This window comes from Maridesulfovibrio ferrireducens, assembly GCF_900101105.1.
Taxonomy (GTDB): domain Bacteria; phylum Desulfobacterota; class Desulfovibrionia; order Desulfovibrionales; family Desulfovibrionaceae; genus Maridesulfovibrio; species Maridesulfovibrio ferrireducens.
In genome coordinates, this window is the sequence record NZ_FNGA01000002.1 from 671,053 (window position 1) to 684,099 (window position 13,047).

Below are 13,047 nucleotides of genomic sequence, written 5' to 3' on the forward strand. Positions count from 1 at the left end.
TCCAAGGATCACTATGAACCAGATGAGTACAGTGGACGATAAAAAATTCACCTTGCCAAAAATTCGCGGGACTTTTTCCGCAAGAATTATACAAGAAATCGGCACGGGTTCTACAAAACGAAAAGTCGTCCAGTCGTTCCTCTATTATGGTGAAGAAAACGATAACAAAGAGATCATCCTTCGTCCGCTTAACGACAGCCACGTCCCTTCCGGGCCTGAACAAATTATAAGTAAAGATGAGCTCCTAGAGTCTTTTACTCCTGAATTAGAACTTTATACCAATTCAGTTTTTCCGGCCATGAAAGAGCTCAGCAAAACACTTGCCAAAGCTGACCGTCAGCAGCAGCTCGGCAATATTTTCACAGCTGAAATGGAATATAATAAAGCCCTTAATATTGACGAAAATAATATCCGGGCCAATTTCGGAATTGGCTTATGCTACCTTGAACGCAATGAGGAAGCAAAAGCAGTGGATATTTTTAATCGGCTTATATCTCTAGATGCTGCTTTTGGAAAAGAACATAAGCATCTCTTTAATGATTTCGGAATTTCTCTCAGAAAAAACAAAATGTTCAGTGAAGCTATAGAGTTTTACTCCAGAGCTTTAAACTTCAGTTCTGATGACGAGAACCTTTTTTTCAATATTGCCCGTTCCTTCTGCGAACTCGGTAAGATAAAAGAATCACGTGAATATCTGGATAAATGCCTTGCCATCAACCCTGATTTTACCCCGGGCAAAAAGCTAAGTGCATTCTTAAATAAAAAGTAGTTACTTAACGACTGTTTTTTACCTATCTGTATGGATTTTTTTGCCTACCTTTCACTACCCACAGCTCTTGTAACATCTTGATTTAGCTATACTTCAACATTAGGCACACACCTTGCTTATCAATAACTAACCGGAGATATTTTCCGGCAATAAGGCAAACGGGTGCGTGCGGAGTCAACATAGCCGCATCCTGCAAGGAGTTTTCTAATGGGTTTCAGCGCAATGTACACAGGAGCTTCCGGGATCAAGGCTCACAGCATGCTGCTCCAGCAGGCGGGTAGTAACCTTGCTAACGTAAACACTACTGCCTACAAAAGCGGTAATACTTTTCTTGAAAACCTTCAAAGTCAGACAGCTACCGGGACAATCTCAGGTGTTGTTGCGGGCGGCAGCTCCAATACAGCCGGACAGATCGGTATGGGTGTCCGCGTTTCTTCAACCCGAATAAATTTTGCGGAAGGATCTTTTGAAAGATCTTCCTCCAGCACTGACCTTGCAATCGGTGGACAGGGATTTTTCAGAGTTGCGGAACAAGACAGCGGACTCAGCCATTATACTCGTGCAGGTAATTTTCACTTTGATAAAAACGGACTTCTTGTAGATCCACACACCAATGCGCTTCAAGGGTATGCAATAGACAGCGACGGCAATATCGGAACAACCTCCGTAAACGTAGCTTTACCTATGAAGGAAGAAAAAAATGCTTCCGGCCAGACAATCTTGGTCGTAAAATCCGACCCTAAAGCCACTTCCGATGTTTCAATGAAAACTAACCTGGACTCAGGCGCCATCGATAACAGCCAAAACCCCGCTGCGCCCTTCTTTTCGTTACTTAACGACTGGGACGGAACAAAAGAAATGCCTCTGGCAGCCGATAAATTTGCCTACCACTCTGCAATTCAAATATTCGACAAGAGCGGTAATAAAATGGATATGACGGTATACTATGACAAAGTAACGCCTTCTGAAAGTGGCCCGTCTGATAAAGAATACTGGGAATATATTGTTACAGTTCCTCCGGGAAGTGACGGTAGAACTTCCACAGCAGCAACATCCTCTGCCGGCCTTCTCATGACCGGAACACTCACATTTGCCGGAGACGGAACTCTGCTGAATCAAACAGCATACAGTCTAAGCAGTAACGCTGCAGGAAGCCCGAAAGACTTAAATAACTGGACTCTGACAAACTTTAATACAGACGGGGAACCTACTTTATCTACAGCTCTTAAAGGAGCCACGGGTGAAGCAAGTGTTCAGCAGATCTCAATAGATTTAGGAGTTAAGTCAGCTTCAGGTTCATGGAATACTCCCGGAGCTTCTGCTGCTGAAGTAGGAAGCAACGCTTCTGGTCTGCCAACAATGGAAAACGGCAATATTGATGCTCTCAGCACCACGAACTACTATGGTTCATCCTCTACTATCAGCCAGTCACAGGATGGTTTCGGTGAAGGATATCTGCAAAATGTGTCTGTAAATTCTGAAGGAATCTTATCTGGTAAGTTCTCAAACGGGCTTAGCACAGACCTGTATAAGATCAATTTATACAATTTTAAGAGCGAATACGGACTGAGGCGTGAAGGTTCAAACTATTTCGGCGCAACCGATGCCTCAGGAGCCGCAATTGAAGGCGTCGCGCAAAAGAAGGGTCTGGGTTCAATTCTCGGTAGTAATCTCGAAACTTCAAACGTTGACCTTGCCAGAGAATTCGGGTCCATGATTCTTACGCAACGAGGTTATCAGGCGAACTCTAAAGTTATCACGACTCAAGATCAGCTAATAAACACCACATTAGGTGTTAAGAAATAATTACAAGACATAATCTGAAATAAACATAAAACCCCTGCAAATCATATGATTTGCAGGGGTTTTTTACAGACTAAATCAAATATGATCAGCCGAGGGGCATCATCATTTAAGTTTCGCTGCCAAGAGAAGCAGATGACCGCGTTCTTCATCAATACATTCCTCAACAAACTGCTGCTCCGACTCAGGAACCATTTTTTTAAGCTCATTATAAAGCAGAATGGTATCCTTTTCAAAGCGCATAGCAATTCTTATCGCATCTTCAAAACTAAAATCACCAGATTTAAACGCAGTAGTATAATCAAAATTGAAGACATCATGCGAGTCAATCAAAGCCATTACATACTGAGTATATTCTTCAAAGTCGCTTCCAGGAGGAATTTCAATGTGTCCTAACCTATCTCGCATCCCTCTGAAAAACAGCTCATGTCTGGATTCTTCCTCAGCAAAAAAATCAAAAAACTCTTTTGCTGCAGGATCTTCAGCTTCATCAGCCGCAAGCAGATAAAACGCCTGTCCTTTCTGCTCAATGCGCATAGCCAGTTCAACAACTTCACTGGCAGTAAAAAAAGCTACCATTTCAACCCCTTATGGAATTAAATTTATTTAAATCATATCATACTAGACGCGTGTTTAATAAGCACTACTATAACACCCTATGTATATGATTAATTAATATGAAGCACCCTTGCGAAAAGCGCAACCCAAAACAACAAACCATGTTTACTTTTTTGATAGACAGGCTACAAAAAAGATAAAACTTATTTTCTTATAAGTTAAAGTTCAGGTATAGTCAGTCAGAAACGGATATCCTTTTATAATTGTATTTTTTATAAAAACAGAACTAATCTGATTCGGATCAGCATAAGCTTAAAAATATTGAATGCTCAAAGTGGAGGTTTTTATGACTGAGGACACTAACAATGACTCTACACTGCAACTTTTCGTTGAACAATCTCTAGACAAACTTGATCAGATTGAAACGGAACTTATCAAACTGGAAAAAACAAGCTCTCCCGCAGGCTCCTCTGTTGCACAGATTTACGCCATAACTCTCTCTTTAAAAGAAAGTGCAGCACTGCTTGAACTTAGCAATATAAGCCTCATTGCAAGTAAGATCGGATCTGTTCTTGACCGTATTTTCAAAAACGAAATTCCCTTCACTGCTGAATTACTTAACATCATTATTGATATATTCGACAAACTTAATGAACTGGTCAGCAATGCAACGCTTAGTTCCGACTATGACGTCCGATTCATAACAATTCCGTTGGAAGAAGCTGTTAAAACTGCAATCGCTACAGCATCAGGATCAACAACAGCAACAAAAACACCCATTACACCTGCCTCCAAAAAAGAACCTAAGATTGAAGCGGATGAAATAGAAACATCCTACGTAGCTCCACCGAGTCACGCTAAATCAACACACATTTCAGCCGGTGATTTCAGAAAAAAATTCGGTATAAAAAAAGAAATTGATCTTTCAACCCATGCCAACCCGCTAGGTGTATCAAAGGCTGTTTCAAATACAATCGTGAGTATGGCTAATAATTGCTGCGCTTTTGATAATGATATGTCTGACAACCTTAAATTCGGACTGGCAAAACGACATGATATTTCCGAGGATCAAATCATTGTCGCGAACGGAGCCGTTGAAATCCTCGACCTGACACTTCGTCTATCGGTCACTCCGGGCATTGATCATGTGCTCAGCTATGAGTTCGGTCTACCTGAATATAGCAGAGTAGCAGCCCTTTGCGGAATAGAACTGCTTCGCCTGCCGAGATCCCGCAACTTTTCACCACCGCTTGACCAGCTCGTTAATACTGCAAACGAAAACACTGCCGCAATAATCATAACAAATCCCGATATGCCTTCCGGCTACGGACTTCCGGCAGAAGAACTGGCAACCATGGCCACCCTTCTTCCTAAACGGACGCTGCTTATAATCGACGAAAGGGCCGTTGAATTTGCTTGGCCTGAAGACGACTATTCCATGTTGCAATTCCTCGATAAAATACCAAATCTTGTTATTCTACGTAGCTTTTCATGGTCCTTCGGCATGCAGGGAGTAAGGCTCGGTTACGCATTGATGAATGCAAAACGTGCCCAGCACCTTGAAGATTCGAGACTTCCGCAACCTATAAGTCCACTGAACCTTGGAGCTGGCATTGCAGCTCTCAACCATAATGAATTTTACTATTCAACCATAGCTTTGATAATAAGAGGCAGAGAACGCATACAAAACGGATTGAAAGAACTGGGATGTTCTGTCTACCTTAGCCAAAGCAACTTTGTAATGTTCAGCGGACCTATTCCGGCAAAATCACTACATGACAAAATGCTGGATCATGGTTTCAAACTCAAGCTTCTAGATGAATTCGGTCTTAATGATCTTCTAACTGTTTCAATAGGTAACAACTCCCGTAATCGTATGTTCCTTGCAGCAATGCAAAACATTCTATCTGAATAAAGGAGACCCCAAATGAACAGAACAATTCTTATTATAGGAATCCTAACCCTACTGTCCGGATGTTCAGCCCATGCTCCCACAATGCAGGAAGTAAAGTCATACTGTCGCTCCTTCTCTACTGAATCGAGCTGCGACATGCAGGGAAATCTTTGCGAGCAGTACTCAGAAGTGCTTCTGAAGCCTTACTCTTCCGCAGCAGAATGCAGAAAAGGTTGTGAGAGTGTTCAGATGCAGTCTGCAAGCCAGATGGGACTGCAAAACTGTCTCCCGATATTTGATGCAGTCGGTGGCAAATGCAATGAATACTGTAACGGAAATTATGAATAGACACGCGCAATAAAAGACTCACTTCAACGGCTTGCAAGTAACAGCACACTGTCGTAACAATGACTTTATTTTTACGGCAGCTTCTCGCAATGAACGGACAATAATTTGTCACTCTTAGCGCACGCTAAAAACATCACACTCAAAGGGACAGTCGCACCATGCTGAAACGGTTAACAGTAGGCCAAAAAATATTCTGTAGTTTTATTATTGTAGCCATCTTGTTCGGAGTCGTAAGCCTGGAATCGCTCATGGCCCTGAATAATTCATCCGAAGGATTCACCAACTATCGAGATTTTGCACGGGAATCTAATTTAATAGGCCAAATCCAGGTCAACCAGCTTGAAGGTGAAACTTATGTTAAAGATTACATCATAACTGGTGATGATAAATATAAAGTAAAACATGATGCTAGCATAAAAAAAATACTTCAGCTGATCGCTACCGCAGAGAAAAGTTTTTTAAACAAAGAAAGACTCTCCTTGATTGTAGAAGTCAGACATAGAATTAATTTATATGAAAAAAGCTTCAAGGAAGTTGCAAAGACGCAGGCACTTCGCACAACCTTAGCGAATGATGTTTTGATCTCTAAAGGTGATCTTATGGAACAAACCTTTGAACAAATCATCGACAGTCTGGGTAAATCAGAAAAACAATCACAAGCTCTCTACTGGTGTGCTAAAGGCGTCAGACATCTGGTTCTCGGACGACTTTACACCGCTAAATTCATAGATGACAGCGACAGCGACAAGATAAAAAGAGCTCTTGAAGAAATGAACAAGCTGGACCTCGTAACAACCAAACTTGCACAGATTTTAAAAAATAATGACCGCGAGCAACTGGACAAAATAATTCAGGCAAGAACTGACTATGTTCAAACATTAATGAAGTTTACAACTATTACCGAAAAAAGAAACGACCTGATCAGTTCAGAAATTGATGTTCTGGGTCCCCAAATGACACAAACTATCAAACAAGCCAAAAAATCCGTAGTTGCGGATCAAGATGAACTGGGACCAAAACTTCAGGCCCGCAACAGCCGTGCAATTACGAATGTATACATCTTCGGATTATGTGCAATTATACTGGGCGGCATCGCAGCCATTATAATCGGAAGAAACATAACTCTACCTCTCAAAAAGGTTGTAGAAGCTGCGTATAGAATTGCTGATGGAAACATGCCGGAAGGGGTTGAAGAGACTGACAGAAAAGATGAATTAGGTTCACTGGCAATTGCTTTTAACAAAATGACGACTTCACTGAATGTAATGGCGACCGCAATGGAAAGAGTTGCCGATTCAGACTTAACCGTAAAAATAGAACCTCGATCAGAAAACGACACCATCGGAAAGGCTCTTGCCCGCATGGTAGAGAATTTAAAAGACGATAACAAAAAAATTCACGATACAGTCAGCATTTTATCTTCCTCCCTCAGCCAGATTTCAGCTGCTTCAGCAGAGCTGACAGCAAGCGCCGCCGAAACAGCAAGCGCTGTAACTGAAACAAACGCCACGGTTGAAGAAGTTAAACAAACAGCGCACCTGTCAAATGAGAAATCCAGACAGGTCGCAGAAGTCGCTCGCAAGGCCGTCCGAACTTCGCAGCAAGGACAAAAAGCTTCGGAAGATGCGGCATCAGGAATGATGAACATAAAGCTTCAAATGGATACAATTGCTACAAGTATCGTCAAACTTGCTGAACAGTCCCAACACATCGGGGACATTATTTATGTAGTTAACGACCTTGCAGACCAGTCAAATATTCTCGCAGTAAATGCTTCTATTGAGGCATCTAAAGCCGGAGAAGAGGGAAGAGGCTTCACAATTGTTGCTCGGGAAATCAGAAACCTCTCTGATCAATCAAAACAGTCAGTAGCTCAAATTCAGTCCATACTTGCCGACATTCAGAAGGCGACCAGTTCTGCCGTAATGATTACCGAAGAAGGCGGAAAAGCTGTTGAGTCCGGAGCTAACCTGTCTTCTCAGACGGGAGAATCCATCCTTAGTCTCAGCACGGTTATCAATCAGTCTGCTCAGTCATCTGCGCAGATTGCCGCATCCAGTCAGGAACAGTTAGCAGGACTTGATCAAGTCGCAGTCGCCCTCGGCAGTATTAAGCAGGCCGGTGAACAAAACCTCGAAAGTTCCAGACAATTAGAAATTGCCGTAAAGGATCTTGATATACAGGCAAAATCGTTACAAACTATGATGGATCGCTACAAACATTAATTAATTGATCAGACAATCGACAAAATCCGCAAATTGTAAAGTCCGGCAAACGTAAGCTTGTCGGACTTTTTTTACGCAAAACAACATTACTATCACCTTTTTAGTAGTTTTAACCTTCTTTTTTTTACAATATCGAAAGATAACGTTCTTATTTTAATCAATAGTTAATTTTTCTATAAATACCCGCCTAATAGATAGCCATCACCAATAGTTAAACCGCACACTAATCATCAGCATTAACAGCTAGTTAGCAGTCTTAATACTGCTTGTTTTGACATTCATAACAGTCACTGCACGTATATTTAGAATAAAACAAGCCCACTTTCCTGCCATCATAAGAGTCTGTAATAATAGTAAATAAATATAAATGTCACTTTTTTTTCAAAAATGTCTTTTTAAAAACATATATTTACGATAATTTTCAGCATTCAGTGATGATTTTAGTGTTTTTATACAAATTTCAGGAGGAAAGAATGAGTAAAATGATTTTAAGAACTGTTATGGCTGTCATGGTGATGTCCCTTGCGTTCGTCATGCTGACAGGTTGTTCTAAAGAAGAAGAGAAAATTAAAATCGGCTTTAACATCCCCCTTACAGGAGATATTCCTAAAGTTGGTGAAGCTTCCAGAAATGCGGCTGAAATGCTCAAGGAAGATATCAACAGTCAGGGTGGCCTTGAAGTCGGCGGCAAAAAAATTCCTCTCGAATTTTATTATGAAGACAACGAATCCAAAGCCGAATCAGCTGTTAACGTGGCTTTGAAGCTTATCGAACAGAACGGAGTTGTTGCAATCATAGGTCCTAACTCCTCCAAGCAGGCTGTTCCTGCCGGCGGAACCTGTAACGACAACCGCACTCCTATGGTTTCTCCATGGTCCACCAACCCTGACACCACCAAAAACCGCCCTTGGGTTTTCCGCGCAGCATTCCTTGATCCTTTCCAGGGCCCTGTTGCTGTAAACTTCGCTGCTAAGCAGTTCAATGCTAAAACAGCTGCGGTTCTCTTTGATATTTCCAACGACTATTCAAAAGGTCTTGCTGAAATCTTCAAAGATATATGGGAAAAGAAAAACGGTGCAGACTCCGTTGTTGCTTTTGTCTCTCACGGTACAAAAGATCAGGACTTCTCAGCTCAGTTGACCAAAATCATCAACTCCAAACCTGATTTCATCTTTGTTCCAGATAACTACAATCAGGTCGCTCTGATCATTAAACAGGCTCACGACCTAGGTTGGACCGGTCCTTTCATGGGTTCTGACGCATGGGGCTCATCTGAACTCATGACTCTTTGCGGCAAAGACTGCATAGGCCAGTTCTTCTCCACTCACTACGCCGCAGCAGGCGCAAAGGGCGCGACTAAAGAATTCATCGACCGCTACAGTGCAAAATTCGGTGAAACTCCTGATGACGTAGCAGCTCTCACTTGGGACGCAACACGTCTCGTTCTTCAGGCAATTCAGGATGCAGGTTCCTTCAACTCTGACGTTAAAGCAGAACGCAAAGCTATCCGCGATGCTCTCAGCAGCGTAAAAGAATTCGCAGGAATCACAGGCTCCATGAAGTTCGACGAACAGGGTGATCCTATCAAATGTGCGGTTGTTGTTCGCATCGATGAAAACGGTCAGTTCGTATTCGCTGAATCCGTCTGCCCATAAAGTTAAGCCTTAAAAATCAAACGGCAGAAGGGAATAATCTTCTGTCGTTTGATTTTTTTCAGAATATTCCTCGACGAACCATGCCGTTTCAGTATAAGTACAGTTTCGCAACTAATGCTCCCGTTTGAAGCTCCTGCTTAATACGGTGTGTTTTTAATCAAAAAGTTCACCGACCGAGCTTTTAAATAAGAAGAGGAATGACCGACTGTGGATATCCTCATCCAGAACCTGCTTAATGCGTTGCAATGGGGAAGTTTTTACGCCCTGATTGCTCTCGGATACACACTTGTTTACGGTGTCCTGCTCCTCATCAACTTTGCCCACGGTGATGTTTTCATGGTGGGAGCGTACGTAGCATTTTTCGTAGCAACTTTTTTTCTGGGAATTGTCGACCTCAGCCCAGGGCTCACTCTAGCTTTAACTGTACCGCTGACCATGCTTTTAACAGCAGGTGTCGGTGTTACACTTGAGCGTGTTGCCTATCGCCCTCTTCGCAGAAAAGGGGCACATAGACTATATGTGGTAATCACCGCTTTGATGTGTGGTCTGATGCTTGAGAACAGCAACCTAGCTCTACTTGGAGCAAGCCGTAAAAAATTCCCTGAACTATTGGACAAGGTGATTTACACATGGGGCAATGTTTCTGTCACTAACCTAAAACTTATCGTAATTTTAACCGCTATCGCAGTATTTATCCTTCTTGAGTTCATTGTTACCCGCACCAAAATCGGGATGGCAATGCGCGGAATTTCATATGATAAGTTCGCAATCCCGCTCATGGGTATTCCCATCGATAACGTAATCGTTTTCACCTTTGTTCTTGGATCAGGAATGGCAGGTTTGGCAGGACTTCTATTTGCCATGTCTTATCCAATTCTCGAACCGTACATGGGTGCTCTTATCGGTTGGAAAGCATTTATTGCTGCCGTGGTCGGAGGAATCGGAGATATTCGCGGAGCGTTTTTGGGGGGATTCTTACTTGGATTTATCGAAGTAGGTGTTGTAGCTCTTTTCCCTTCCACTTACAGAGACCTTTTCGCATTCTCAATTCTACTGATGATTCTCTGGATAAAACCAACGGGAATCTTCGGTGTTGCCAAGACAACCAAGATTTAGAGTATTGGAATAGAAATAATGCAAAAGTACAGTTTCAATTTCGGAATATGGGGAATGGCCCTCATCATAATTGCTCTTTCCCAATTCGGAGCACTGGACCTTTATATTCAGTCGGTGATTATGTTCATCGGTATCAATATAATACTGTCCTCCAGTCTTAACGTGGTTAACGGATACATGGGTGAATTCTCCTGTGGGCATGCTGGATTCATGTGTGTAGGCGCATACGTTTCCTCCATCCTCAGTGTTATATTCTTTTCCCAGAATGCAATCTTCGGAGCACCTATTCTGCCTCCGGAATTTGCTATTATCGGTTTCCCGATCGTTGTAATCATTTCAGGACTCGTAGCAGGTGTTACAGGCCTGATTGTTGCGATTCCATCGTTTAAGACACGCGGTGACTACCTTGCTATCATTACAATTGCGGCTAACTACATGGTTATTTCCGCAATCGAAAACGTCGATGTAATCGGTGGTTCTCGCGGGTTCATGGGGATGAAACGGGTAGTCAATGCCATGACTGACGTTATAGATCTTCCGTGGATGATGATTTGGGTTATTCTGGGAACTTACATGAGTATCTGGATGATTCGCAGATTTGTTTCTTCAACCTACGGAAAAGGCATTATGGCTGTATCCCAGGATGAAGTTGCAGCTGAAATCATGAGTGTTAACACCAACAAGATGAAAATGGCAGCATTCATGCTTTCATCCGGTCTTGCCGGTATAGCAGGCGCTCTTTTTGCTCATGTTCTTGGATACGTTAACCCGCAATCTTTCAATATTATGAAATCAACTGAGTGTCTGGTTATGGTATATCTCGGTGGAATGGGGTCCCTCGGCGGATCTGTTCTTTCTGCGATTCTCTTTACCGTAATGCTTGAACTGCTAAGATTCATCATTCCGGCAATCGATACCGGCCTGCACATTATAAATGTTCTTCCAGACTCATACCACTTAAGTCAGGTATGGAAGTGGGTATTAATCCCGCTGACTCTGATTCTGCTCATGCAGTTCAGGCCGGAAGGACTTATGGGTAACAAAGAACTGCCCAAGCTGTTCCCGGGGCTGAAAAAATTCTACAAATTTAAGTAGATAATTTCATACACCCCGCGAAACGGAGATTATATGTCACTTTTAAGTATAAATGGACTCACACAAAGATTCGGAGGGCTGCAAGCCGTATCCGATTTTAATATCGAGCTTGAAGAAGGTTCACTGACCAGCCTTATCGGTCCTAACGGTGCAGGCAAAACAACCATTTTCAACCTTATCTCAGGCTTTTATCAGCCGACTGAAGGCGTTATCACCTTCAACGGAACACCGACGAGCAAGATGAAACCTCATCAGGTAACATCACTTGGCGTTGCCCGTACGTTTCAGAATATCCGCCTCTGGCACGATATGACAGTAATGGATAACATCCGCATCGCTCAGCATTACCGCATGGGTTATGGTGTTTTTGACGCCATTATGCGGACCAAAAATTACTACCTCAGGGAAAAAGAAATCGAGAGAATTTCAACTGAACTCCTCGAATTTATGGACCTTAGAGAGTATGCAGAAGAACTCCCGACCAACCTCCCCTACGGACTGCAACGCAGGGTTGAGATTGCACGGGCAATGTCCATTCAGCCTTCACTGCTGCTTCTTGATGAACCGGCGGCGGGACTCAACTCCTCCGACGTTGATGGACTGATTACATTGATTAAATGGATTCACAACGAATTCGACATTACTATACTGATGATTGAACATCAGATGAAGGTTGTTATGTCCCTCTGTTCATGGATAAAATGTATTGATTTCGGTACAACCATTGACGAAGGAACCCCCGAACACATTCAGTCCAGCTCGACTGTAATTAAAGCATATCTGGGAGATGATTCAATTTGAATACTCTACTTGAAGTCAAAGATCTCCGCGTTAAATACGGTAACATTGAGGCGCTTCACGGCATCTCTTTTAATGTTAACGAAGGTGAAATTGTTACTCTTATCGGCGCGAACGGTGCGGGTAAGACAACCACACTGCTATCAGTAAGCCGCCTTCCACCGCCGGAAGCGCCAAAAGTAATCAGTGGTGAAATTTCATGGAAAGGAAAATCCATACTGGATGTCCCTCCTCATAATATCATCTCGGATCTGCATATAGCGCTGGTTCCCGAGGGACGGCATATTTTCGGCAACCTTACAGTTGAAGAAAATCTTAAGCTCGCGACATATGCACGCAAGGACTCCGCAAAAGACATTGCCGGAGATTACGACAGAGTTTTTGCCCTGTTTCCACGCCTTGCTGAACGCAGAAAACAGCGCAGTGAATCTCTTTCCGGCGGCGAACAGCAAATGCTGGCAGTCGGCCGGGCCTTGATGTCTAAATGTACATTCATCATGCTCGACGAGCCTTCAATGGGCCTTGCTCCGCTTCTTATGTATGACATGTTCCGCACCCTTAAGATGCTCAATCAGGAAGGACTTACCATCTTGCTCATTGAGCAAAACGCTCACCTTGCGCTTAAATTTGCGCACAGAGGATATGTTCTCGATACAGGTGAAATTGTCGCTCAAGGCAGTTCCGCAGAGTTGATGGAAAATCCTGAAGTGAAAAAAGCTTACTTAGGCGGCTAAACCAAACCATTCATAAAAGTAAAAGGGTCGGAGATTATCTCCGACCCTTTTT

General features: G+C 42.8%; 11 protein-coding genes. 10 read left to right on the plus strand and 1 reads right to left on the minus strand.

Going from position 1 to position 13,047, the window contains the following annotated elements:
- The first annotated feature begins 13 nt into the window (after positions 1–13).
- Together BLT41_RS07870 and BLT41_RS07875 are read left to right on the plus strand one after the other, a co-directional pair.
- Complete coding sequence (locus BLT41_RS07870; protein WP_244512223.1) at positions 14–769, plus strand: tetratricopeptide repeat protein; 756 nt, start codon at positions 14–16, stop codon at positions 767–769.
- A gap of 207 nt (positions 770–976) precedes the next feature.
- Positions 977–2,575 (plus strand): flagellar hook protein FlgE, encoded by a 1,599-nt coding sequence (locus tag BLT41_RS07875; protein ID WP_092159904.1) that lies wholly within the window; start codon positions 977–979, stop codon positions 2,573–2,575.
- Positions 2,576–2,677: 102 nt separating this feature from the next.
- On the opposite strand, the gene BLT41_RS07880 is transcribed toward BLT41_RS07875, so the two are convergent.
- Positions 2,678–3,151 carry a ferritin family protein gene (locus tag BLT41_RS07880; protein WP_092159905.1) on the minus strand — a complete coding sequence of 158 codons (474 nt, stop codon included), beginning with the start codon at positions 3,149–3,151 and terminating at the stop codon, positions 2,678–2,680.
- A gap of 325 nt (positions 3,152–3,476) precedes the next feature.
- Here BLT41_RS07880 and BLT41_RS07885 point away from each other — a divergent pair, with 325 nt between their 5' ends.
- The 8 genes from BLT41_RS07885 (at position 3,477) to BLT41_RS07920 (ending at position 12,995) form a co-directional block, all read left to right on the plus strand.
- Positions 3,477–5,045, plus strand: a complete 1,569-nt coding sequence (locus BLT41_RS07885; RefSeq protein ID WP_092159906.1) for a pyridoxal phosphate-dependent aminotransferase — start codon at positions 3,477–3,479, stop codon at positions 5,043–5,045.
- A gap of 12 nt (positions 5,046–5,057) precedes the next feature.
- Positions 5,058–5,372, plus strand: a complete 315-nt coding sequence (locus BLT41_RS07890) for a lipoprotein (RefSeq protein ID WP_092159907.1) — start codon at positions 5,058–5,060, stop codon at positions 5,370–5,372.
- Between the two features lie 158 nt (positions 5,373–5,530).
- Positions 5,531–7,597 (plus strand): HAMP domain-containing methyl-accepting chemotaxis protein, encoded by a 2,067-nt coding sequence (locus BLT41_RS07895; protein ID WP_092159908.1) that lies wholly within the window; start codon positions 5,531–5,533, stop codon positions 7,595–7,597.
- 473 nt (positions 7,598–8,070) lie between these two features.
- On the plus strand, positions 8,071–9,252 hold the full coding sequence (locus tag BLT41_RS07900; protein ID WP_092159909.1) for an ABC transporter substrate-binding protein: 1,182 nt from the start codon (positions 8,071–8,073) through the stop codon (positions 9,250–9,252).
- Positions 9,253–9,459: 207 nt separating this feature from the next.
- The gene (locus BLT41_RS07905; protein ID WP_092159910.1) at positions 9,460–10,368 is read left to right on the plus strand and encodes a branched-chain amino acid ABC transporter permease; all 909 of its coding nucleotides are present in this window, start codon (positions 9,460–9,462) and stop codon (positions 10,366–10,368) included.
- Between the two features lie 18 nt (positions 10,369–10,386).
- Positions 10,387–11,463 (plus strand): branched-chain amino acid ABC transporter permease, encoded by a 1,077-nt coding sequence (locus tag BLT41_RS07910; RefSeq protein ID WP_092159911.1) that lies wholly within the window; start codon positions 10,387–10,389, stop codon positions 11,461–11,463.
- Between the two features lie 33 nt (positions 11,464–11,496).
- Positions 11,497–12,264: an ABC transporter ATP-binding protein gene (locus BLT41_RS07915; protein WP_092159913.1), complete on the plus strand. Its 768-nt coding sequence runs from the start codon at positions 11,497–11,499 to the stop codon at positions 12,262–12,264.
- A complete protein-coding gene (locus BLT41_RS07920; protein WP_092159914.1) occupies positions 12,261–12,995 on the plus strand; it encodes an ABC transporter ATP-binding protein in 735 nt (244 codons plus the stop codon). Before BLT41_RS07915 ends, BLT41_RS07920 begins: the two co-directional genes overlap by 4 nt.
- Positions 12,996–13,047: the final 52 nt, after the last annotated feature.

Bases quoted from the DNA above. Each gene is read 5' to 3' on its own strand.
- BLT41_RS07870 (WP_244512223.1), top strand. From the start codon at position 14: ATGAACCAGATGAGTACAGTGGACGATAAAAAATTCACCTTGCCAAAA.
- BLT41_RS07875 (WP_092159904.1), top strand. From the start codon at position 977: ATGGGTTTCAGCGCAATGTACACAGGAGCTTCCGGGATCAAGGCTCAC.
- BLT41_RS07880 (WP_092159905.1), bottom strand. From the start codon at position 3,151: ATGGTAGCTTTTTTTACTGCCAGTGAAGTTGTTGAACTGGCTATGCGC.
- BLT41_RS07885 (WP_092159906.1), top strand. From the start codon at position 3,477: ATGACTGAGGACACTAACAATGACTCTACACTGCAACTTTTCGTTGAA.
- BLT41_RS07890 (WP_092159907.1), top strand. From the start codon at position 5,058: ATGAACAGAACAATTCTTATTATAGGAATCCTAACCCTACTGTCCGGA.
- BLT41_RS07895 (WP_092159908.1), top strand. From the start codon at position 5,531: ATGCTGAAACGGTTAACAGTAGGCCAAAAAATATTCTGTAGTTTTATT.
- BLT41_RS07900 (WP_092159909.1), top strand. From the start codon at position 8,071: ATGAGTAAAATGATTTTAAGAACTGTTATGGCTGTCATGGTGATGTCC.
- BLT41_RS07910 (WP_092159911.1), top strand. From the start codon at position 10,387: ATGCAAAAGTACAGTTTCAATTTCGGAATATGGGGAATGGCCCTCATC.
- BLT41_RS07915 (WP_092159913.1), top strand. From the start codon at position 11,497: ATGTCACTTTTAAGTATAAATGGACTCACACAAAGATTCGGAGGGCTG.